This window comes from Novosphingobium sp. B-7 (assembly GCF_000410615.1).
In the GTDB taxonomy this organism is placed as follows: domain Bacteria; phylum Pseudomonadota; class Alphaproteobacteria; order Sphingomonadales; family Sphingomonadaceae; genus Novosphingobium; species Novosphingobium capsulatum.
The window spans coordinates 1-21,985 of record NZ_APCQ01000765.1 but is presented as its reverse complement, the minus strand read 5'-3'; the positions used below and the strand labels follow the sequence as shown (position 1 = coordinate 21,985).

The window sequence follows — 21,985 nt, the reverse complement described above, 5'->3', positions numbered from 1 at the left end:
TGCCGGTGCGAATGGTGCCGTCGGTCAGCCAGGGCCGGGCACGCCGCCGCCCCCGCCGCCCGTGGCGCCAGGCGCAGCGACCAAGTAACCCTGTCGCACAGCCGCGCCACTTGCTGGCGCGGCTGGAGCGCGTTCAAAAGCTTACGGCGGCAGAGAGGCGCAGTGTCCGCGCCGCGCCGACATAAAGCGTGCTGCCGCCGGTGGCCCAGTAGCGGGTGTTGGTCACGTTGTCGGCATTGGCGCGCAGCGTCATCGTGCGGCCCGCCGCGAGGGCCAGCCGATAGCTGGCGCCAAGGCTGAGCGTGGCATAGGCAGGCAGCACACCCTGGTTGAGCACGTCGGTAAAGCGCTTGCCGGTGTAGTAGACGCCCGCGTTCAGCCCCAGCGGCAGCGCACCGACGGGCTGCCAGTTGACGAAGGCCGAGCCTGACCAGCGCGGCGCGTTGTCCACCAGCTTGCCGTCTTGCGCGGCCACCCCGGTCTGCCGCTGGCGAGCGACAAGATATTGCCCGGCCAGCGCCACCGATACGGTCGGCACGATCGTTCCCTGGACCGATGCCTCGATCCCCTGGTGCAGGGCGCGACCGTTGACGACATAGGTGTTGGTGGCCAGATCGGTATAGGCCAGGCCCCGGTTGATGCGGAACCAGCCCAGCGACAGCAGCATGCCGCCCGCTTCGGCCCGCGCGCCCAGTTCCAGCTGCCGGCTGCGCACTGCGGGCAGGACGCTGCCGGCATTGGTCGTGCCATCGGGCGCGGTGCCGGCGCTTTCCAGCCCCTCGATATAGCTGAAGTACAGGCTGGTCTTGGGCGTGGGGCGCAGGACCAGTGCACCGGTGGGTGTCCAGGTGCGCAGGGCAAAATCGGTGTTGCTGGTGCGGGTGCGATAGTCCACGTGGCGCACGCCCGCGATCACCAGCAGTTTTTCACCGATATGCGCCTGGTCCATGGCATAGAGACCGGTATCGATGTTCACGCTGCCGGCGGTAAGCCGCACGGTGGTGAGGGTAAGTGCCGACAGCGGCAGGGCCAGTGGCGCATAGAGGTTTTGTTTTACTGCGGCATAGCTTTGCGGGTGCTGGTCTTCCTGCACCTGCCGGTTGCGGGCATAGCCGAGCAGCAGTTCGTGGCGGATGCCCAGGGTTTGCGCCTCGCCGGCCAATTCCGCCCGCCAATAGAGATTGGCGTATTCCTGATCGGGGGTGTAGGTCGCAGCGATCGTGCCGGCGCCGGTCACCAGGTTGGTTTTGCCGATATTGGCGATCATGCGCTGTCGGCGGGTGTTGGCATAGCCGCCTTCGACGCGCACCGACCACGTGCCGGCCAGCCGATAATCCATGCGGCCCAGGGCGTTGGTTACCCAGGTGCGATAGGGCGCATTGACCGGGGCATAGCGGTTGTGCGGGTTCGGGATTTCCGGCAGGGTAATCACGCCGTTGATCGCGGTGGGCAGCGTGATGCCGCCCGGCTCATCGGTTGCGCGGCGATAGTGTTCGACATCGAGCTTGAACGACAGCCGATCGCTCGCCTGCCAATCAAACGCCCCGCTGGCGAGATAGCGATAGCCGTTGACCCCATCGATCGGTGTTTCAATGTGCGAGCCATAGGCGTTGATGCGGATACCGATGGCATCGCCTGCGCCCAGCTTGCGGCCGATGTCGAACCCGCCGCCCACGCTGCCTTCGGCATCGCCATCGACATAGAGGCTCGTCACCGGGCGATCGCCAGCGCGCTTGGTTACCACGTTGACGATGCCTGAGGGCGTGCTGAGGCCGTAATAGAGCGCGGAAACGCCCTTGAGCAGTTCGACGCGCTGCTTGTTTTCCACCGGGATCGGGCCAAGATTGATGATCTGCAACGCCCCGTTGAGGCGATAGTTAGTGCGCGCATTGAGCAGCACGCCGCGCGCGGCAAAGTTGTTGCTCGTGGTCGGGCTGGTCGATTGCTGGGTAATGCCGGGGGTGTTGCGCAAGGCATCGTCGAGGCCCTTGGCGCCCTGGTCATCGAGCATGGCGCGGGTGATCACCGCGACATTGGCCGGCGTATCGAGTGCGGATTGGTTGCGGAACGCGCCCACCTGCACCACCTGCGCGCGATAGGGCGCTTCTTGCCGCCCCGTTACCACGATCTCTTCGTCGAGCTGGCGTTCGGCCTGGGGGTCCTCGCCATCCGGCGCAGCAGGAGCGGGAGCAGCGGTGGCGGCAGCGACGCTTGCGGCGGCCGCCGACGCGAACAGAAACAGCATGATACAGGTCCCCTTGGGGAATCCCTCGGGTGGAATTCACCGCTGCCCTAATTGATATTGATATTGGTTTGCAATAATTGATCGCAATGAGACCGACGATTCGCCCACCCGGCACCATCGCCCTGCGCAAATGGTTGCAACGGCTGCATAGCTGGCTGGGGCTCAGCCTTGGGCTGGTCCTGGCCGTGATGGGCGCGACAGGTGCCATGCTGTCTTTCCAGGACGACATCCAGGCGCGGCTGATCGCGCCGCTGCCCCTGCGCGCGGGTGAGGCGGTGCTGGCCCCAGCGGTCTTGCTGCAACGCGCCGCACTGGCGGAGCCGGGCAAGGCGATCGCGCGGTTCGAGGTGGACAGCGATCCCACCGTGCCGGCGCGGATCAGCTATGTTGACAAGGCAGCTGGGGCCAAAGAGCGTGAAACCGTGCTGCTGGACCGCCGTGACGGGCGCATTCTGGGGCCGCTGCCCGCTGCTGCGCTGTTCGATACGGTAGAGCGGGTGCACCGTTGGCTGGCGATGCCGGGCAATGGCAAGGGTTGGGGGCGGATCGTGACCGGTAGCGCGGCGATCGCGCTGATCGTGCTGGCGCTGGGTGGGCTCTATCTGCGCTGGCCGACCAAGCCGCGTGACTGGCGCGCGTGGTTGACCATTCCGCCGGGGCGAAAGGGCCGCTGGTGGTGGCGCGAGGTACACCTGCTGCTCGGCGGGCTGATGATGGCGGTCTATCTGCTCAGCGCGCTGACCGGGCTGTGGTGGTCGTTCGATTGGTATCGTGGCGGGGTTCAGCGCCTGTTGGGCGCAGAGCAGGCCGAGAAGGCCAAGGCGCGCGGCAAACCTGATTTCGCCCTGGCTTGGCAGGGGTTTGACGCGGCAACTGCAGGTCATTCCTATCAGCGGATCATGCTGATCGTGCCGGAAAAGGGTGCTGCCTTGCGCTATCGCGCGCTGCCCGTGGCGGCGCGGCACAACCGGGCGGATGATGCCGTGACGATCGACGGGGCGACCGGCAAGGTTCTGGCCACCGATTTTGCCGCGCAACGGCCAAGCGGTGCTGTCATCGTCGCCAGCATGTTCGAAATCCACCGCGGCGCGTTCTTTGGCCTGGCCGGTCGGATCGTGCTGTTCGTGACCAGCCTTAGCCTGCCGTTCTTTGCGATCAGCGGCGTGTGGTTCTACCTCGCCCGTCGCCGCATGAAGCGGAAGGGGCGGGCACGCCGCGTCGCCCCAGTTCAGCCAATCGCAACGCCCTGAGGCCCTGCTGCCGCCAGACTTTCCACCAGGGCATCGAACACGGCGCGATGGCGGGCGCTGGATCGCAAGTCTTCGTGCATGACGACCCACAGCGGCAGATCGAACGAAAACGCATCGGGCAGTACACGGATCAACGCGGCATCGCGCGCGGCCACGGCCACCTGGCAGATGCCGATGCCAAAGCCCGCGCGGATCGCGGCGAGTTGCACCAGCGCGTTGTCGATCCGCAGCGCGAAATCGCTGTGCTCCAGACTCGGCAAGGCGTCGAGCACCGCGCGGGACAGATCGCCAATGCTGTCGACCCCGATCAGGTCATGGCGTGCCAAATCGGCAATGACCTTAGGGTGGCCATGCCGCGCGAGATAGTCGGCATGGGCATAGAGCCCAAGTTCTAGCGTGCCGAGCTTGCGCGCGAGCAGGGCCTGTTGCGTCGGGGCGACCATGCGGATGGCGATATCGGCATGGCGTTGCAGCAGGTCACCGATCGCGTCACTTGCCACCAATTCGATGCTGAGTTCCCGGTAACGTTGGCGCAGCATGGTGAGCACCGGCGGCAGATGCTCGGCCGCCACCACCTCGCTGGCGGTAATCCGGACCGTTCCGGCAATCGCGTCTGCGCCCGCCGTTGCGGTGCGCAGCAGCGCGGCCGAGGTGGCCAGCATGGCTTCCGCATAGGGTTGCAGGGCAATGGCCCGATCGGTGGGCGAAAGGCCGCGTTGCGAGCGCAGGAACAAGGTGCCACCCACCGCCTGTTCCAGTGCCTCGATATGGCGGGCGACGCTGGGCTGGGTTAGCCCCAGGGCCCGCGCCGCCGCCGAGAGCGAGCCTTCGCGAAGCACGGCGGCGAAGGTGCGATAGATATCCCAGCTCGGCTCTCGGTTCATCTATTTCCGTATAGCCGCTTGCCACATTCAGTCAATTTCATGGATCGTGCTCTTGCGCCAATCCTGTCGCCGTCAACACAGGAGAGCGACATGGAACGGATTGCGCTGGTTTTGGGCGTGACGGGGGGCATCGGCGGCGGCGTGGCCCGGCGGCTTGTGGAACGCGGGTGGAGCGTGCGCGCACTGGTGCGGGCGCACAGCGCGCATCGGGTGCCGCAGGGCGTAGCGGCGGTGATCGGCGATGCCATGGATCGGGCGGCGGTTGCGGCGGCGGCAGAGGGCGCAAGGGTTATCGTGCACGCTGTCAATCCGCCCGGCTACCGCAACTGGGACACCGTGGTCTTGCCGATGCTGGACAACGCCATTGCCGCGGCGCGGGTCAACCGCGCGCAGATTTTGCTGCCAGGCACCATCTACAACTATGGCCCTGACAGCTTCCCGCTGATCGCTGAAACCGCGCCGCAGCATGCCGTTACGCGCAAGGGCGCGATCAGGGTTGAGATGGAGCGCCGGCTGCGCGCTGCGGCCGATGCTGGAGACGTTCGCGCGCTGATCGTGCGGGCTGGCGATTTCTTTGGCCCAGGCGCGGCCAACAGCTGGTTTGCCCAAGGCCTGATCACGCCGGGTGCCCGCCCGCGGATTATCCGCAATCCCGCCAAGCGCGGCGTCGGGCATCTCTGGGGCTATCTTCCCGATGTTGCCGAAACCATGGTCCGCCTGGTGGAGCATGATCAGGTGCCGGCCTTTGCCAACTATCACATGGGTGGGCACTGGGACGGCACGGGCACCGCGATGGTCGAGGCCATTGCCGAGGCGCTGGCAGCGCCAAAGGTGCGGATTGCTCCGTTCCCGTGGTGGGCGCTGCGCCTGGCCGCTCCATTTGCGCAGATGCCACGCGAATTGATGGAGATGCGCTATCTTTGGCAGCAGCCGGTGCGGCTGGACAATGCCCAACTGATCGCGCTGCTGGGCGAAGAGCCGCACACGCCGCTTCCCCAAGCCGTGCGCGCCACGCTCGCCGCGCTGGGCTGCATGCCCTGATCCGCCACGGCAGCGTTGCCCCGATCAAGCGCCGGGGCAACGCCGGGATCAGAAGCTCTTGCTGATGCCTACGAAAATGCCGCGCCGCGCCCCGAACGAGGGCGCCCCGACACCCACGCCGGTCCCGTCGCGGATTTCATAGACGTGGTCGAACAGGTTCTGCACATCCACCCGCACGTCAAATCCGCTGTCGCCAAACTTGTGGCCGGCCGAAAGATTGAACGTAACATAGGATGGCAGCGAGGCGCCGTTGGGGACGGTGCTGCCATCGGCCAAGACCAGGTCGCTGCGCAGGCCAGAGCCCAGGATCGCGCTGGCGCTGACGCGCGAGCCGGCCAGGGCACCATCGCGCCAGTTGTAGGAGGCGCCCGCCGATCCCGACCAGGTCTGGTTGTGATCGAGGTAGATGTAATGATTGGCGATATAGGCAAGGTCGGCAGCGGCAAAGTTGTATTCGTTCGAGACGATATCGGTGCCCTGGGCCTTGGCATAGGCGATGTTGCCATAGGCGTTGAACCCGCCGTGGCTGTAGTTCAGCGTCAGCTCGGTGCCGAAGATGCGCCCACGCGCATAGTTGAACGGCGTAAGGATGATCGGCGCGCCGAACTGGCCTTCGTCAACCAGGTGGGTGGACCGGCGCAGATAGCCATCAAGGCCCAGCGTAAAGTCGCCGATCTTCTGCTCGAAACCCGCATCCCAATAGTTTTCGCGCTGGGCATAGGTGGTGTTGTTGGTCCGCACGTTGGGCGAGGCGGTGGTGTTGTAGACCTGTGCCAGGTTGCTGTCGGCAATGAGTTCGAATGGCGCCGGCGAAAAGTAGCGGGCATAGCCGGCATGCACTGTCAGCCCGTGGCCCGGCGTCCACACCATGTTTGCCCGCGGGGAAAGCTGCCGCTCGTTGCGCGGGCCGTCGTTTTCATCGAACCGTGCGCCATAGTTCAGCACGAAATGCGGCGTGATGTGCCATTCGTCCTGAAGATAGGCGCTATAGGTGCGCTGGGTGACGCCGATCGCGAACGGCAGCGAGATCGGCTGGGCATTGGCCAGGATCGCGCCTTGCTGCCATCCCTGGTCGGGCTGGGTGGGATCGAACGTATCGCCGGTGGTCGGGAACACGTTGGTGTTTGTGCTGCTGGTCGAACGGTCGTGCTCGAACAGCAGCCCGGCGCGCAGGGTGTGCTGTTCCGACAGCTTGTAGGCGCTATCGACCTGGAACGCGAAAGTCGTGTCCTTCTTGTTGGCATACTGCGCCTCACCATTGAACAGCAGTTCGCCGGTATAGTCTGGCCGGTAGGTGAGGGTCGCCACGCGGCCGATGGCCGAGGCCTGGAACGAGAACGGGCCGGCGGCATGCAGCCACGACAGCGCGCCAAAGCCGAAGGTCTGCAACTGCCGTTCGTTGAGGTTTTCGCTGTTGAAGCTCGTCTGCCCGTTGACCGACACCGGATTGCCATTGGCATCGGTCTGCCCGGCCACCAGCCCGGTGGGATTGGGGATCTGATAGGCCTGGTTGGTATAGCCGCCAGTCAACGCGATACGGTCGTTGGAACCCAGGATATGGTCGATATAGCCAAAGCCGTTGAACTGGTCGGTCTGATCGTGGATGGCGTGGCGGTTGCCGTTGACGTTTTCGATGCCCAGGTCGGAATGCTTGTAGTCGCCCGAGGCGAACCAACTGGTTGCGCCAGAACTGCCGGCGATCTGCACGCTGGGTTCGATTGTCCCCTGGCTGCCACCATAGACGCTGACCGTGGTGCCGTCCTTGAGGCCGGACTTGGTGGTGATATCGATGATGCCGCCGGTACGCAGGCCATATTGCGCGGGCAGGGTGCCTGTCACCAGGCTGATCTTGTCGACCAGGCGGGGTGAGAGCATCTGCCCGAACACCGCGATGCTTTCGGGAATGATCACGCCGTTGATGCGGTATTGCACGCCGTTGTGTTCATCCCGCACATGGAACTGGCCGAACTGGTCCTGGCTGACGCCGGGCATTTGCAGGATGATATCCTGGATCGGCTGGTTGTCGGCGCCGGGCAGATTCTGGATCGCCTTCTGGTCCAGCGTATAGGTCGATGCGCCCAGGCTGGTCTTGATGCTTTCGCGCGCATCGTTGAGCCGCTGGGCGGTGACGACGATTTCGGACGGGGGCGCTGCATCGCTTTCGGCAAAGGCGGCCGGGGCGGCAAAGGCGGCATAGAGACCGGTAGAGGCCAGAAAGCAGGTGCGAAGGGCCTGACGCGAAAGCATGGTTTCAATATCCCTGGAAAGGTCTCGTGTTCTTGCCAGGGTGGTTAGCGGGGGCGCTGCAACGCGAACATGGCAGCCTTTCCCGATTTTCCCGGGAAAAATTCCCGATCGCGTTTGCAGGCCTTGCCATCGCGCGGATTGTGCTAGGCGGCGTGGACCATGTCTCTGCGTCTGCGCGTCATCCTGCTTATCACCCTGGTGCTGGCTTCCAGCCTGACGCTGTGCGCGCTGCTGGTGGGCTATCAGGTTCGCCAGGAACTGGCTGCCGAACTGCGCGCGGCGATGGCGGGCGCGCGGCAAACCGCCAGCGGCACGTTCGAAGACCTGCCTCGCTCCGATCATTCGCTCCGCGATCTGCGGCAACTCGTCCACGCCTTCGATGGCAATCGGCATGTGCGCATGGCGGTGGTCGATCGGCAGGGACAGGCCCTGCTCACCTCGCGTCCCAGTGGAGAGGCGCCACCGCCAGCCTGGTTTGGCCGTCTTGTGGAAGTGGAGGCGGCTGCGGTTGTCTTGCCCATTCCCGATGCGCCGGGACAGGGTCTGGCACCAGGCCTGCGCCTGGTCCTGACGCCCACGCCGCAGTCTGATGCGCGATCGGCCTGGAACGAGGCGTTCACCATGCTCAAGGTGATCGCCGGGGTTGCCTTGATCGGCGGCGTGCTGATCTGGCTGGCGGTGGGGGCGGGGCTGCGCCCGCTGGTCTTGCTGGGTGAACAGTTCGCCAAGGTGGGGCAGGGCGATTATGCCGCCGCCGTGCCAGAGGCGGGGCCACCGGAATTGCGCCTGTTGCAGCGCGGGTTCAATGCGATGACCGGGCAACTGGCAGCAACGATGCGGCGCAACCGCCAGTTGGGCGACCAGATCGTCCGCCTGCAAGAGGAAGAGCGCGCCGAAATCGCGCGTGACCTGCATGATGAGATCGGCCCGCGCTTGTTTGCCGTGGGCCTCGATGCCGCACTGCTGGCGCAGCTGTGCGAAGCGGGCAAGCCCGCAGAGGCGATCCGCCATGCCCAGGAAATCCAGCAGGCGGTGGTGCATATGCAGGGGCAGGTGCGAGACCTGCTCGGTTGGTTGCGCCCGGCGCGGCTTACCGAATTTGGCCTCGCGGCGGCGATCAAGGATCTCGTGGCGTTCTGGGCAGGACGGCGCGGGGACATAGCCTTCGCGCTCGATCTACCCGAAACCGCACTGGATGAAAGCACGGCCGAGGTCGCCTACCGCGTGGTGCAGGAGGCCTTGAGCAATGCCATGCGCCATGCCCGGCCCGCCGGCATTGCCATCACGCTTACACACGAAGCACCGGATCGCTTGACCGTGCGGATCGAAAACGACGGCGTACCACAGGCCGCGCCCGATGCATCGCGCAGTGGCGGGTTGGGCCTGCTGGGCATGCGCGAGCGGGTGGAAGCCCATGGGGGGCAACTGGCCTATGGACGCGAAGCCGCTGCGGCGGTGTGGCTGGTGCGTGCGCAACTGCCGTGCCAGATCCACGCAGTGCCGGCGGCAAACGGGCAGGAGCAGGCGTGATGAACATTCTGCTGGTTGATGATCACGCGATCGTGCGGGCCGGACTTGGCCGCATGCTGATGATGACGCCGGGCACACAGGTGTTCGAGGCGGCGACCGGGCGCGACGGGCTGGCAATCGCGCGGGCCAACACGCTCGACCTGGTGATCCTTGATCTCAACCTGCCGGAACTCGGCGGGATCGAACTGGTCGCTCGCCACCGCCAGATCGGCGCGACGCCGATCCTGGTGCTGTCGATGCACGCCGACCCACTTTATGTGGCGCGGGCGCTCAACGCCGGGGCGCAGGGCTATGTCAGCAAGAATGCGTCGCCCGATGAACTGCTGCTCGCCATTCGCAAGGTCGCGGCGGGGGAACGCTATGTCGAACAGGCAATCGCCCAGGAACTGGTGACCCAGGCCTATGTCCCGGCCACGACCCTGGCACAACTGGCGCCGCGCGACCTGGAAATCCTCCGCCACTTGGCCGCCGGGCGCAGCCTGAGCGAAATCGCCGATATCCTCGGGCTGGGATACAAGACGATCGCCAACAACTGCAGCCTGATCAAAAGCAAGCTGGGCGTGGTGCGCACCGCCGATCTGCTGCGCATCGCGCTGGAAGCCGGCCTGTGCTGAAGCTGCCAGAGCGTGGCACGGTTCATCGCTCTGGCCAGTTGGGAAAGAACAGCCGCTGGCGATTGGTCTTGAGGCGCCCGGGCTGGGTATACTCGCCCAGCCAGCCGTCGCTTTCGTCCAGGAACTTGGCTTCGGTCAGCGGCTTGCCTTCGGCAGCGAGGCGGTCGATTACCTGACGGGCATAGAAGTGGCGGAAGATCCGGTCGAATTCCGTCAGGTAGACGTCGGCCACATCGGTATCACCGCGGATCAGCAGCATGTTCTCGTCGTTGGCTTCCAGCGATGATGTCGAAAAGTTGGCCGATCCGGTGCAAACCAGCGGATTGTTTCCCAAGGGATCGATCAGCAGGAACTTGGTGTGGATGAAGAACACGTGCCCCTGCTTGCGGAACAACTCTTCCTTGAGGAACCACGCGTCGAGGCTTGAGGGTGGGAACGCCTTCTTGCTCTTGGCATAGTCACCCAGGATGGACCCATAGGCCGCCACCACGTCACGGTCTTGCGCCATCTTGGCTTTCAGCAGCTTGTCTGGCTCATCCTCCAGCAGAATGAAGCGCACGAATGGCCGATCGATACCGAACTGCGCGGCAAGCAGCTTGTTCACGCCGAACGCTGCGGTGAACATGACCGTGCCGGTCGCGGCGGCAATCTGGTCGGCATACCAGGCAAGCATTACGTCGTTCTTGCGGGGGGAGAAGAACGTGGTGATGCCAGGCGGTGCCGTCAGCGCATCGAGATCGTCCTGTGGCGTCTTGGCCTGGGTCCAGGTGGAAAGTTCCGGCGTTGTCGGATCTTTCGACAGCTCGGTCCAGTAATCGAGGTAGTCTTGCGCGACATCGCGGTTGCGCACGATATGGACCACGTTGGTCTGGCCGATGAAGCCCGAGGCGGTGAAATTTGCCGATCCGGCGAGCACTTCCACGGCTTCCCCGCCGCGCAGCCACACGATGAACTTGTTGTGCGGGATATTGCGGCGGCGCGTGCGCTTGATGAGCCGCAGGTTGGGCTGGTTGGCCAGGCCGAGCCGTTCGATCGCGTTCTTGGCGGTCGTTGTTGCGCTTGTCGGCACTTGTGTGTGGGTCTTTTCGTCAAGTTCGGTTCCCGCCTCGTGCACGATGCGCACGTCCACACCGCGCGCGGCCGCCGCGCGCAGCGCCTTGAGGATGGGGGTATAGGTGAATTCATAGGCCGCAACGCGCAGGGAATCCCCGTCTGCCGCCTTGGCGATGAAATCCAGCGCCGCCTGCAACGCCCCCCGCGAAAGCCACTGCACCTCGCGGTCGGCGGGATCGTCCTCGTCCTGCGGCTTCTGGTTGTGGAAGGTTTCGGCAAACGCCTGGGAGGCGACCGCACCAAAATTGAAATAGATGCCGTGGGCGCCGGCCGTCGGGTCAATCGTCGCTATCGTGATCTCGGCAGCATCGCCCAATGTGACGGCCGCCACCGGTCCATACACCGGATGCACCCGATAGGTGATGTCCTGGCCGGGGGCGGCGTTGAAGTCTGACCAGATCAGGCTTTGGATCGGGTAGCGGTTGCTGGGATAGCTTTCGGCCGGATCGGGGTTTGGCTCCACGCTGGCAAAGACCTTGCGCCCTTGCAGCCAGACCGGTTCCCCGTTTTCCAGCCTGGCAATGGCAAAGCCCAGCAGTCCGTCGCGCGCCTGCTCGGCAATATCGATCGCCAGCAAAACCACGCGCGTGCCGGAAATGGCCCGCAGCCGAAGAAATCCCGTTTCCGTGGTGACCCGCATGCCCTGTCCCCCGCCCTATTCGCAGTCCACAGTAATATTCAGATCGCGAATCAGAATATCATGAATCTGGAAATATGGGGCAATAAATAGCGCCGGCGTGGAACGTATTGATCAATGCGTTGATTTTGACCGGAACGACTGGTCAGGTAATCGTCACCTTTTAATCACGGCCCCGCGCTGCTGACGCGCTTAGACTACTGTGCCCACCAGCCGGCCGATACCCGCCGTAACGGCCAGCGCCAGCGCCCCCCAGAACGTGACGCGGGCCGTGGCGCGCCATACATTGGCGCCGCCGGCGACGGCACCGATTGCACCGAGCACGGCCAGGAACAGCAGCGAGCCGACGATTTCGATCGGGATCAGCCAGGCACGAGGCGCGATCGCCGCGATCAGCACCGGCATGGCGGCGCCAAAGGTGAATGTTGCTGCCGAGGTGAATGCGGCCTGGATCGGCCGGGCCGTATTGGCAACGGTGATGCCCAGTTCGTCGCGGGCATGCGCGGCCAGCGCGTCCTTGGCCATCAGTTCGCGGGCGATGATATGCGCCGTTGCGTCATCGATGCCGCGCCCGCGATAGATGCTGGCCAGTTCTTCCAGTTCGCCGGAAAAGTCTGCGGCCAGTTCGGCCCGCTCGCGCGCCAGGTCGGCCTGCTCGGTATCATGCTGCGAACTGACCGAGACATATTCGCCCGCAGCCATCGACATCGCCCCCGCGACCAGGGCCGCCAGCGCTGCAATCAGCACGCTGGACCGCGTGCCGCCGGCCGCAGCGACGCCCAGGATCAGGCTGGACGTGGAAAGAATGCCATCGTTGGCGCCCAGCACCGCGGCGCGCAGCCATCCGATCCGGTCGACGAGATGATATTCGCGGCCCGCTTGCTTGGTCATCGCCACAGGTACGTTTCCTTTGTCAGCAAGGTTGCCCTGCGCAATGCCTGGACAGACGCGAGCGGCACACGGCAATAGGCGGGAAAACGCCCTTACCTTGTCGCCGTTCCAGGCTGCTGTCACGCCCCAATTGTGGCGCGGGGCAGGGCTTAATCGGCCATGGCCATGCTTTCCCCCCAGGCGGGAAAGGGATCGGGCAGCGTTGCCCATGCATCCGGGGTGAAGGCCTGAGCCGGGACCAGGCATGCATCAAGATCGCGGCGGATGCGGGCCTCGTCCATGCCGATGCCGATGAACACGAGTTCCTGGCGTCGATCCCCCCACTGCGCATGCCAATGCTGCGCAACAAACTGTTCGAAGCGATCGTCGGCAGGCCATTGCTGTTTGGGAATGCTGCCCCACCAGCGGCCCATCCGCGCGGTCATCGTCTGGCTGCCGGCCACGGCCAGTTCACCGACCCAATCCGGCCTGGTCGCCAGCCAGAAATGGCCCTTGGCGCGCACCACCTGATCGAGGCCGTTGGTGGTCAGAAAGGCGTGGAAGCTGGCGGGATCGAACGGTTGGCGTGCGCGATAGACGAAGCTTTCGATGCCGTATTCCTGGGTTTCGGGAACGTGGCTGGCATAGCCATAGAGTTCCTTGGCCCACAGCGGATGCTGCGCCGCCTTTTCTTCGTCGAACAGACCCGTGGCGAGAATATCGGCAAGTTCTATCCGGCCATGATCACACATGCGGATGCGGGCATCGGCATTGAGGCTTGCCACCAGCTTGCACACCAGTTGTAGATGATCCTGTGTCACGGCCGACGCCTTGTTGATGACCACCACGTCGGCAAATTCGATCTGCTCAACCAACAGGCCCACCAGGCTGCGGTCATCCTCGTCGCCCAGCGCCTCCCCGCGGTCGGCCAGGAAATCCTGGCTGGCGTAATCCTTGAGCAGGTTGATGGCATCGACCACCGTAACCATCGTATCGAGCCGCGCCACGTCTCCCAGGCACATGCCGGCCTCGTCACGGAACGAGAAGGTAGAGGCAACCGGCAGCGGTTCGGAAATGCCCGTGCTTTCGATCACCAGGTAATCGAACCGCCCGGCTTGCGCCAGCGCCCGCACTTCGTGGAGCAGATCATCACGCAAGGTGCAGCAGATGCAGCCGTTGGTCATTTCGACCAGCGCTTCCTCGCTGCGCGACAGGGCCGCCTCACCGCCACGCACCAGGTCGGCATCAATGTTCACTTCCGACATGTCGTTGACGATGACGGCAACGCGCAGACCGGCGCGGTTGGCGAGGATGTGGTTGAGCAGCGTAGTCTTGCCCGCACCAAGGAAGCCCGACAGCACGGTGACGGGAAGGCGGGAGTCAACGACGGGGGGCATAGCGGTGGGATCGGTCATCGTTTCTGTCCTGCGAATCATGATATAATGTATCATCCAGGTTATTTCGCAAGGACGCAAGCGTGGTTTGTGGCCAGGGCTCGGTGAATGGTGGCGGTGCCCACTTGCCTATCGCCGTCGCCGCCGCCAAACTAACCCGATGAAACGGATGCCTTATCTTGCCGCCGCGTTATCTCTCCTGCTTGCCGGGTTTGCGCCTGTCCCGGTGCAGGCCCAAACTGCCGATGGCGACGTTCCGCTGACCCCGCAGACCTTGGGCGATGCGCTGTCATGCCGTTCGCGCGATGCGCTCGAGGCGTTTGCCGGGGCGCTGTTCCTGGCTGGCGATGCGCCGCCGTGGATGCACGAAATCAAGGATGACAAGCAGACCGAGGGCATGCTCGGCCTGTATGGCTATACCCTGGCTAAGCCGGCGATGCTGCTGGGCGAGCCGGTCGACCGCGTCTATTTCATGCAGAACTGGGTGGTAACGCTGTGGCCGCGCAAAAAGGCCGAGGCGTTTATCGCAGCACACCACCTGGAGCGTGCGCCGATCAAGGCGACCGAACAGTATTATCATTTCATCGATCCCGAAAGCGGGCCGATGCTGGGCGCGTTCGAACCGACCGGCAATGCCATGGCGGCGATGCTGGCCAAGGCCTTTGGCGGTGAAGCACCGCATTCCGCGCCCAGCGACAGTCTGTTCGTGGGCTGCAACTATGCCGTGGCATCGCAAGAGATGTTCCTGGATGCAGCGCGCCAGTCTGACGCGATCGTGGGCCGCAAGGCGCATGAGATTGGTGAGGCGGTGGCACCGAAAAAGCCCTGACCTTTGCAGCCCCGGTTGCCTTGGCCGAACCCATGGATTAGGCCAAGGTAACCGGGGCCGTGCGACCTCCCGGTCAGGCGCGAGCCCAAGCGTTGCCTTTCGCTCGCCTGCGGTTTCGTGGGCGCAAAAGGTGTTGGCCTGGCCATGAACGAGACGTCTTCTCCTCCTGATTTCCATGAACTGGTGCGCGTGGCGGCGCGGATCGGTTGCCTCAGTTTTGGCGGCCCGGCCGGGCAGATCGCGCTGATGCACCGTGAACTGGTCGAGCAGCGCAAGTGGATCAGCCAGGATCAGTATCTGCACGCGCTCAATTTCTGCCATCTGCTGCCCGGGCCCGAGGCGCAGCAACTGGCGATCTGGATCGGGTGGAAGCTGCACGGCATTCGCGGCGGACTGGCCGCCGGCTTGCTGTTCGTGATCCCCGGGGCGCTGGTAATCCTGGCGCTGTCTATCCTCTATGCCTCTGCCGCCGGACTGGCGTGGTTTGCGGCAGTATTCCTGGGGATCAAGGCGGCGGTATTGGCCATCGTGGTGCAGGCGCTGGCCCGTGTCGCCGGGCGGGCGCTCGGCACGCCGTTTCGCAAGGCGGTCGCCGCCCTGGCGTTTCTGGCGCTGTTCCTGTTCAACGCACCGTTTCCCCTTGTCGTGATCGGGTGCGGCGGGCTGGGCGCGATGGTGGCGCGCTATCGGCCCGCCTGGCTGGGCCTGGGAACGGCAGCGCCGTTTCCGCCCCGTTCGCCGCGTCCCTGGGCGCATAGCCTGTGGTCGATCGCCATCGGCGCCGCCGCCTGGGCAGCGCCGATGATCGCGGTTCTCGCCCTGTTGGGGCCGCACCATGTGCTGTGGCGCATTGGCCTGTTCTTTTCCAAGCTTGCCGTCGTGACCTTTGGTGGTGCCTACGCCGTGCTGGCCTACATGGCGCAGCAGGCCGTTGGCGCGCAGCACTGGTTGAGCGCGGCCGAGATGGCCGACGGGCTGGGCCTGGCGGAAACTACGCCGGGGCCACTGATCCTGGTTACCCAGTTCGTCGGCTATCTCGCCGCGTTTCGCGCGCCGGCCCCGTTCACGCCGCTGCTTGCCGGGATACTGGGCGCGGGGTTGACCACCTGGGTCACCTTTGCCCCATGCTTTCTGTGGGTCTTTGCCCTGGCGCCGTGGATAGAGCGGCTCGAACATGCGCGCCTGCTCAAGGGAGGGCTGGCACTGATCACCTCGGCCATCGTTGGGGTGATCGCCAACCTCAGCGCGTGGTTTGCGCTGCAGGTGCTGTTTGCGGTGCTCCGTCCCGTGCGGATCGGGCCCTTGGCGCTGAACGTGCCGGTTCTGAGCAGCTTTGACGTGCGGGCCGGTTTGCTGGTGGCGGCTTCTGCCTGGCTGATTTTGGGCCGCAAATGGAACGTCGCCGCCACCCTGGGCGTCGCCGCGCTCGGCGGATGGCTGCTCTCTCTTGCCTGACTGGCGAGTGGGGTAAGGCTATGCCGGATCGATCCGCAGCAGGGCAGTGATCGTCAGGCGGTCACCACTCGCCCATGATCCGGCCACGTCGCCGCAGTGCAGGCAGTTGGCAGGATAGACGATCAGCCGATTGTGCCGCAGCGCGGCAGCGCCGATCCGTTCGAACATGGCGGTGTCGCTGGTGTGATAGGCCGCGGGCGGAAGGCCGTGCCTTGCCGCATCGGCGGCCAGCGCCTGGCGCCAGGCCGGCGCGCGTGCCTTGGTTACCCGTTCGAACCCGGTGGCGCGCTGGCGGTGGAAGCTGGTGCCGCCATGGGGCGGATGGCACAGATAGTGCACCACGGCCATGATCGTCTCGTCCGCATCGTCAAAGTGCGGGATGCGCTGCACCGGGGCAAGCGCCGCTGGATCGCGCGTGGCAATGGCGAAATCGGCGCGCAGCACGCGCGCCTGTTCCAGGCCGGGCCAGGCCTGGACTGCGCGATTGAGCCAGTCTGTCCAGGCGCCCGGCGCTGGCGCGCGCACGCCGGGGTAAAGGTCGTCCGTGGTGGCGGCCAGGCTGGCTGCGGCGGCTGCGGCATGGAGTGCCTGCGGCGCGGGATAGGCATCGTCGATGATCCACAGCGGGACAGCCTCGCGGCCCAGGCGGATCGGAGGCTGGACCGGCATCGGCGGGCTTTCAGGCGCCGGGCGTGAACCAGTCGGCCTGCGCGGCCAGGCGGGCATTGCGCCGCCGGACCAGCGCGCCGACATGGTCTTGCGACAGGCACATTGCGGCCATGATCATCAGATCGGCGAAATCGGCAATGCCATCTCGGGCGCGGCCGAGCGCAACCTCGTCTATACCATAAAGGCCCGTCAGCAGGCTGGTACTGCCGTCGTGAAACGCCAGGTCCAGCTTGAATTCGCGCACGACCTTGTGTTCGAGCATCAGATCAACCAGCCGACGCGTGGGCTCCTGGCCTTGCACCAGGCGGCCCAGGATCGCCTGGACCGAGCGGAAATAGTCGCTTTCGCCGCCCTCGGCGGTGACGATCGGGCAGGGGCCGGCCGGATCGATTGCGGGGCTTTCGGTATCGATGCAGATCACCGCCTCGGCCCCTTCGCCCCCCACGAAGAAGGGCAGGCGCAGCAGGTTGAGCGGCAGGACATCGGCATCGATCGTGCTGCCGTTCCAGAACAGGTTTTCGTGCGGCTCAAGCCCCATCAGCGCGGCAGGATAGAACGCGCCGGTTTCCCCGTCCTTGGCCAGAAACACCGGGAACTGGCGCGCCACGGTGCGGATTTCGTCGGCTACCAACGGCACGAGGTGAACGGTGGCGGCGCTGGCCGCCGCGCGCGCGGGATCGATGCGGAGATCGGCGTGGTCGGTGCGGGTGAGTTGCGCAAGCTTCATCGTGGTTCGTCTCGTCTCGGCTCAGAGCGGCGGAAAGCGGTGCTGCGCCAGCTTGTCGAGCAGGGCGCGGTTGGTGGGCATCATCTGGCCAAGCTTGCGCTTCATCGCAGCGTTGCGGGCAAAGGCATCGTCGGCCATGTCACGCTGCGCCAGTTGGCCGGCGCGGGGCCGGGTGCGGAAACCCATGCCATAGAGCACGTATTGATAGCTGGCAGCGGGGAACATCTCGTGCGCACTGGCAAAGTCGTGCTCGCCAAGGGGCGTGTCGCGCCAGAGTTCGAGCTGATCCTGCAGGTCTTGCGGGATCGTGGCGGGATCGCGGTTGTCGCGCCAGAATGCCGTGTCGCTGCGTTCGGACAGCACATAGTGCAGCTTGAGGAACTCGATGATGCGATCCCAGCGATAGCGCGTCATGCTGTTGAAGCGGCGGGCGACAAAGTCCATCGCCTGGCGCGTGGCGGGCATGCTGGTGGCGATGTAATCGGCCGATAGCTCGATCAGCACCAGGGCCGATGCTTCCAGCGGTTCGAGGAAACCGGCCGCGAGCCCCACCGCGACCACGTTGTTTTTCCAGAACTGGGCGCGATGGCCCGAACGGATCGGGATTTCGCGCGGGGTCAGCTTGGCAAAACCGGGGCCGACATAGGCGGCGAGTTCTTCCTCGGCGCGATCGGCGCCAGCGTGGCGGCTGGAATAGACATAGCCGATGCCGCGCCGGGTAGGCAGGCCGATGTCCCAGATCCAGCCATGCTTTTGCGCGGTGGAAATGGTGTGCGAAGCGATCGGGCTGTCTTCCTCTACCGGCAGTTGCACGGCCAAGGCGCGATCGATGAACAAGACATCGGACCGGTCGATGAACGGCACCTCCAGTGCCTCGCCCAGCAGGCGGGAGGAAAAGCCGGTGCAATCGACAAACAGGTCTGCAGCGATCGCGCCGCTGTCGCGGCCGATGACGGCAGCGATATCGCCATCGTCGCGCCGCGTGACGCCCACGATCTCGTCATCGATGTGGTTGACGCCCAGCTTGCCGGTGCAATGCGTGGCAAGAAGCTCACCCAGCTTCACCGCATCGAGATGATAGGCATAGTTGGCAATGCCGGCGTAATCGGGCGAGGTCATCAGCTTGGGCGCAAGGCCCTGTTCGCACAGGTATTCCTGAAAACAAACGGCATCGGAAAACGAAGGCCCGCCATTGCCGTTGCCCTGGGCGGCACTGTTCCAATAGGGCGCGAGGTCAAGATCGGGAAACCCTTCGGGCAAGACCAGCGGATGATAGTAGAAATCATCCGCCGCGCCGGTGCGCCAGCGGGCGAACTTGGCGCCTTGCTTGAACGAGGCATGGCACGCGCGCATGAAATCGGTTTCGGCAATGCCGATCTTGCGCAAGGTGTTGCGCATGGTTGGCCAAGTGCCTTCGCCCACGCCGATCGTGCCGCGCGAGACGCTTTCGACCAGCGTGACCGCAAGATCGCGCCCATGGCGTGCGGCGATCAGCCCGGCGGTGAGCCAGCCGGCCGATCCGCCGCCAACGATGCAGACCGAACGGATCGCGCGGGGCGACGTGCCGGACATTGCCATGTATCTCCCGTCGTGTGTGCCCGGTTTCCCGGGCAGGAGGGGCGCGCACGGACAGTTTCCCGTGGCGCGCCCCCTTTGTTCATCCCGTGATGCTACACGGGTTTGCCTTAGAAGTTGACCCGTGCCCCGAACTTGAAGCGCCGGCCCGAATCCTCTGCATAGAGGAACTGGTTGGTATAATAGGCATATTTCAGCGTGCGGGAATTGGTCAGGTTGGCGCCTTCGACAAAGACCGAAAACTCTGGCGTAACGTGATACGTGGCGCTGGCATCGATCTGTGAATAGGGGCGAACCTGGGTAACCGCCTGGCCCGCGCCATTGAGCGGCGGCGGGGCGAGGTATTGCAGGAACCGGTCGCGCCAGTTCCACGCCACGCGCGCTTCGATCCCGTTCTTGTCATAGAACAGCACCGCGTTGGCCGAGTTGGACAGGCCGGTCAGCGCGAACTTGTTGGCCAGGTTCTGGGTATCGAGCTTGCGATTGGAGCCGACCAGCGTGCCGTTGAGCTGGAAGCCGAAGCCGCTGTTGCCCAGGGTATGCTGCCAGGCCGCCTCGATACCCTTGACCGTGGCATCCTGGCCGTTGACGGGCGCGGTCACCGTGAACTGCGCCGGCAGGCCGGTCGCCGGATCGAGCAGCGGGCCGCCAGAAGCGTTGGCCACGGTGCCGGTGGTCTGGTTCAACACGATGAAGTTGTTGACGCTCTTGAGATAAGCACCAATCGAGATGTAGCTGCTCGGCGCGTAATAGTATTCGGCCGAGAAATCGAGATTGCTTGATTTGAACGGCTTGAGATCGGCGTTGCCACGGCTGGCGGCAAAGTTGCCGGGCCGCAGCGTGACCAGCGTGGTCACCGGCGAAAGCTGTTCCAGCGTCGGCCGGGTGATCGTCTGCGATGCGGCAAAGCGCAGGGTTACCGCATCGGTCAGCTGCCATTTCAGCGCGATATTGGGCAGCACGTCGAGATAATGCGCCTTGCCCTCCGTGCGGGTGGTGCCAGACGATGCCGAACCGTACTGAGTCTGGTCGTTGGCCAGCTTGACCAGGCCGGTATAGGCCGTGGCCAGGCCGTTGACGCTGGTCTGGGTATCCTCGAACCGCACGCCGGCCACGATCGACAGCGGCCGGCCGCCGACATCGCCCTTGAACTCGGTTTCGAGATAGGCACCCAGCACGCGTTCGGTCACGATCGTGTCGTTCACCAGGGGCGGCGCAAAGGTGAAGTTCGGGTTGGTCACGCGCTGCTGCGCGGTGATCGCGTTGAACAGCGTGGGGCCATCGAACGTCAGCCACTGCGTGGCCAGGCGGTTGGCGCCGCTCAGGCCTGACAGGAAACCGCTGCCGGCGTTGAACGTGGTGATCGGCACCCCGGCCGGAGCCGGCGCGTTATAGCCGCAGGTGGTGCAGCCCGTGCCGCCATCGTTGGAATAGAGCGACGTATCCTTGCGGTCACGCGAGTAATAAAGGCCGAAGTTGGCGTTCACCAGGCCTTCGCTGCCATCGCCCTTGTAGGCGAAATCAGCCCGGCCCTGCGTGACCTTGTCGCGGATGCCATAGCCGCGCAGCAGCATCACGTGCTGGCACATCGGCTGTCCGGCGCCCACCGGGGTGGTGCTGCCCGGCTGGCCCGAATTGGTCACTGCGCTGCCGCAAGGGCTGGCGGGATTGGCAAAGGTGGGCAGGGTTTCGGTCTGCCAGGGCAGCACCGAACCATCCGACTGATAGCGCGACGAGCCGGTAAGATACCCAAGCAGCGCCAGATAGGCTTCCTGCCCGCCGTTGGGGTCTTCCTTGGCCAGCGAATAGGTGCCGTCGAACGAGGCGGTGAGGTTGGGCGTGACCTTCCATTCCAGGTTGAGCCCGAATTCGCGGGTGTTGGTGCGCTTGTCGAACTTCTTGTAGTGGAAGTCGGTGGCGATGCCGCTGGCCTGGGTCAGGTCGGTTGCGGTGCCATTGGCATCGGTCACCACGTCGGTCAGGTTCGAGGCGGTGAACCAGTGACCGTACGAGCGCGTTTCGGTCTTGTTGGTGAACTTGGTATAGAGCGCGTCAGCGGTGATCGTCACTGCATCGCTGGGCCGGTATTGCAGCACCACTGTGCCACCAATGCGTTCGCGGTCTTCGCGCGTCACCTTGGTGTCGTAGTTCTGCGGGATGAAGATGTTGCCCTGCGGATTGTTGGCGCTGATCGTGCCTTTGCCGCCGTTCACCTCTGCCGCCGGCACCGCCGGGTTGACCAGCCAGCCGTCGGTCTGCGCCTGCGCCAGCCGCGTAAAGCGATGCTGGTAGCTGCCCGAAACGAGGATGCCGAACTTGCCATCGGCCAGCGTGTCGGCAAACAGGAACGAGGCGTCTGGCGCTATCTTGCGCGCGTTGCCGTCATAGTTGCCGTCAACTGTCGCGGAAAACTTGCGCCCCTTGTAGTCGAAAGGGCGCGCGGTCTTGATGTTCACGGTCGAACCGACACCGCCCGATTGATAGCGCGCGGTGGACGACTTGTAGACTTCCACGCCCGAAACCAGTTCCGACGCCAGCGTATCGAACGAAAAGGCCCGACCCGAGGCCTGGCTCGGGTCGGTAGGGGTGGCCACCTGGCGGCCATTGACCAGAACCGTGTTGAATTCCGGGCCAAAGCCGCGAACCGTGATAAAGGCGCCTTCGCCGCCGGAGCGGTCGATCGAAACGCCGGTGATGCGTTGCAGGGATTCGGCAAGGTTGGCATCGGGCAGCTTGCCGATGTCCTTGGTGGAAATGGCATCGACAATGCCCGACGATGCGCGCTTGATGCCACGCGCACTGTCGAGGCTGGCGCGCAGGCCGGTGACGATGATCGCCTGCGGCTCGGGCTCTGCCGCGGCGGGTGCTTCTGGGGCCGGGCGGGGCGCGGCGGCCGGTTCTGGCG

Annotated in this window: 16 protein-coding genes; 6 read left to right on the top strand and 10 right to left on the bottom strand. The window is 64.8% G+C overall.

Going from position 1 to position 21,985, the window contains the following annotated elements:
- Positions 1 to 133: 133 nt before the first annotated feature.
- The gene (locus H926_RS0108500; protein WP_022675914.1) at positions 134 to 2,245 is read right to left on the bottom strand and encodes a TonB-dependent siderophore receptor; all 2,112 of its coding nucleotides are present in this window, start codon (positions 2,243 to 2,245) and stop codon (positions 134 to 136) included.
- Positions 2,246 to 2,331: 86 nt separating this feature from the next.
- Between H926_RS0108500 and H926_RS26405 the strand changes: the two genes are divergently transcribed.
- A complete protein-coding gene (locus tag H926_RS26405; RefSeq protein ID WP_022675913.1) occupies positions 2,332 to 3,495 on the top strand; it encodes a PepSY domain-containing protein in 1,164 nt (387 codons plus the stop codon).
- Here the strand turns inward: H926_RS26405 and H926_RS26400 are convergent.
- Entirely contained in the window at positions 3,474 to 4,379 is a 906-nt protein-coding gene (locus H926_RS26400) for a LysR family transcriptional regulator (protein ID WP_022675912.1), read from the bottom strand. The two genes, H926_RS26405 and H926_RS26400, sit on opposite strands and share 22 nt — an antisense overlap.
- 90 nt (positions 4,380 to 4,469) lie before the next feature.
- Here H926_RS26400 and H926_RS0108485 point away from each other — a divergent pair, with 90 nt between their 5' ends.
- Positions 4,470 to 5,420, top strand: a complete 951-nt coding sequence (locus H926_RS0108485) for an NAD-dependent epimerase/dehydratase family protein (protein WP_022675911.1) — start codon at positions 4,470 to 4,472, stop codon at positions 5,418 to 5,420.
- Between the two features lie 48 nt (positions 5,421 to 5,468).
- Here H926_RS0108485 and H926_RS0108480 read toward each other — a convergent pair whose 3' ends face one another.
- Positions 5,469 to 7,667, bottom strand: coding sequence for a TonB-dependent receptor (locus H926_RS0108480; RefSeq protein WP_022675910.1), 2,199 nt, complete (start codon positions 7,665 to 7,667; stop codon positions 5,469 to 5,471).
- Positions 7,668 to 7,826: 159 nt separating this feature from the next.
- Between H926_RS0108480 and H926_RS30770 the strand changes: the two genes are divergently transcribed.
- Together H926_RS30770 and H926_RS0108470 are read left to right on the top strand one after the other, a co-directional pair.
- A complete protein-coding gene (locus H926_RS30770) occupies positions 7,827 to 9,197 on the top strand; it encodes a histidine kinase (protein WP_022675909.1) in 1,371 nt (456 codons plus the stop codon).
- A complete protein-coding gene (locus tag H926_RS0108470) occupies positions 9,197 to 9,811 on the top strand; it encodes a response regulator transcription factor (RefSeq protein WP_022675908.1) in 615 nt (204 codons plus the stop codon). The genes H926_RS30770 and H926_RS0108470 overlap by 1 nt, the downstream gene beginning before the upstream one ends.
- Positions 9,812 to 9,833: 22 nt before the next feature.
- Here the strand turns inward: H926_RS0108470 and H926_RS0108465 are convergent, their stop codons facing one another.
- The 3 genes from H926_RS0108465 to H926_RS0108455 form a co-directional block, all read right to left on the bottom strand.
- Positions 9,834 to 11,564, bottom strand: a complete 1,731-nt coding sequence (locus H926_RS0108465; RefSeq protein WP_022675907.1) for a phospholipase D-like domain-containing protein — start codon at positions 11,562 to 11,564, stop codon at positions 9,834 to 9,836.
- A 189-nt stretch (positions 11,565 to 11,753) separates the two neighbouring features.
- Complete coding sequence (locus H926_RS0108460; protein ID WP_022675906.1) at positions 11,754 to 12,452, bottom strand: VIT family protein; 699 nt, start codon at positions 12,450 to 12,452, stop codon at positions 11,754 to 11,756.
- Positions 12,453 to 12,601: 149 nt separating this feature from the next.
- Complete coding sequence (locus tag H926_RS0108455; RefSeq protein ID WP_022675905.1) at positions 12,602 to 13,846, bottom strand: GTP-binding protein; 1,245 nt, start codon at positions 13,844 to 13,846, stop codon at positions 12,602 to 12,604.
- Between the two features lie 139 nt (positions 13,847 to 13,985).
- Here H926_RS0108455 and H926_RS26390 point away from each other — a divergent pair, with 139 nt between their 5' ends.
- Together H926_RS26390 and chrA are read left to right on the top strand one after the other, a co-directional pair.
- Positions 13,986 to 14,654 (top strand): hypothetical protein, encoded by a 669-nt coding sequence (locus H926_RS26390; RefSeq protein ID WP_022675904.1) that lies wholly within the window; start codon positions 13,986 to 13,988, stop codon positions 14,652 to 14,654.
- A 144-nt stretch (positions 14,655 to 14,798) separates the two neighbouring features.
- Complete coding sequence (chrA, locus tag H926_RS0108445; RefSeq protein ID WP_022675903.1) at positions 14,799 to 16,109, top strand: chromate efflux transporter; 1,311 nt, start codon at positions 14,799 to 14,801, stop codon at positions 16,107 to 16,109.
- A gap of 18 nt (positions 16,110 to 16,127) precedes the next feature.
- Here chrA and H926_RS0108440 read toward each other — a convergent pair whose 3' ends face one another.
- The 4 genes from H926_RS0108440 to H926_RS0108425 all read right to left on the bottom strand — a co-directional run.
- The gene (locus H926_RS0108440; RefSeq protein WP_028657760.1) at positions 16,128 to 16,778 is read right to left on the bottom strand and encodes a DUF6445 family protein; all 651 of its coding nucleotides are present in this window, start codon (positions 16,776 to 16,778) and stop codon (positions 16,128 to 16,130) included.
- A 10-nt stretch (positions 16,779 to 16,788) separates the two neighbouring features.
- Entirely contained in the window at positions 16,789 to 17,505 is a 717-nt protein-coding gene (locus tag H926_RS0108435) for a SapC family protein (RefSeq protein ID WP_022675901.1), read from the bottom strand.
- A 21-nt stretch (positions 17,506 to 17,526) separates the two neighbouring features.
- Entirely contained in the window at positions 17,527 to 19,077 is a 1,551-nt protein-coding gene (locus H926_RS0108430) for a tryptophan halogenase family protein (RefSeq protein ID WP_022675900.1), read from the bottom strand.
- 113 nt (positions 19,078 to 19,190) lie between these two features.
- Positions 19,191 to 21,985, bottom strand: a 2,795-nt coding sequence (locus tag H926_RS0108425; RefSeq protein WP_022675899.1) for a TonB-dependent receptor, incomplete at its 5' end; no start/stop codon positions are given.

What these genes read in the sequence shown, in the direction of transcription:
- H926_RS0108500 (WP_022675914.1), bottom strand. Translation starts at nt 2,245, where the DNA reads ATGCTGTTTCTGTTCGCGTCGGCGGCCGCCGCAAGCGTCGCTGCCGCC.
- H926_RS26405 (WP_022675913.1), top strand. Translation starts at nt 2,332, where the DNA reads ATGAGACCGACGATTCGCCCACCCGGCACCATCGCCCTGCGCAAATGG.
- H926_RS26400 (WP_022675912.1), bottom strand. Translation starts at nt 4,379, where the DNA reads ATGAACCGAGAGCCGAGCTGGGATATCTATCGCACCTTCGCCGCCGTG.
- H926_RS0108485 (WP_022675911.1), top strand. Translation starts at nt 4,470, where the DNA reads ATGGAACGGATTGCGCTGGTTTTGGGCGTGACGGGGGGCATCGGCGGC.
- H926_RS0108480 (WP_022675910.1), bottom strand. Translation starts at nt 7,667, where the DNA reads ATGCTTTCGCGTCAGGCCCTTCGCACCTGCTTTCTGGCCTCTACCGGT.
- H926_RS30770 (WP_022675909.1), top strand. Translation starts at nt 7,827, where the DNA reads ATGTCTCTGCGTCTGCGCGTCATCCTGCTTATCACCCTGGTGCTGGCT.
- H926_RS0108470 (WP_022675908.1), top strand. Translation starts at nt 9,197, where the DNA reads ATGAACATTCTGCTGGTTGATGATCACGCGATCGTGCGGGCCGGACTT.
- H926_RS0108465 (WP_022675907.1), bottom strand. Translation starts at nt 11,564, where the DNA reads ATGCGGGTCACCACGGAAACGGGATTTCTTCGGCTGCGGGCCATTTCC.
- H926_RS0108460 (WP_022675906.1), bottom strand. Translation starts at nt 12,452, where the DNA reads ATGACCAAGCAAGCGGGCCGCGAATATCATCTCGTCGACCGGATCGGA.
- H926_RS0108455 (WP_022675905.1), bottom strand. Translation starts at nt 13,846, where the DNA reads ATGACCGATCCCACCGCTATGCCCCCCGTCGTTGACTCCCGCCTTCCC.
- H926_RS26390 (WP_022675904.1), top strand. Translation starts at nt 13,986, where the DNA reads ATGAAACGGATGCCTTATCTTGCCGCCGCGTTATCTCTCCTGCTTGCC.
- chrA (WP_022675903.1), top strand. Translation starts at nt 14,799, where the DNA reads ATGAACGAGACGTCTTCTCCTCCTGATTTCCATGAACTGGTGCGCGTG.
- H926_RS0108440 (WP_028657760.1), bottom strand. Translation starts at nt 16,778, where the DNA reads ATGCCGGTCCAGCCTCCGATCCGCCTGGGCCGCGAGGCTGTCCCGCTG.
- H926_RS0108435 (WP_022675901.1), bottom strand. Translation starts at nt 17,505, where the DNA reads ATGAAGCTTGCGCAACTCACCCGCACCGACCACGCCGATCTCCGCATC.
- H926_RS0108430 (WP_022675900.1), bottom strand. Translation starts at nt 19,077, where the DNA reads ATGTCCGGCACGTCGCCCCGCGCGATCCGTTCGGTCTGCATCGTTGGC.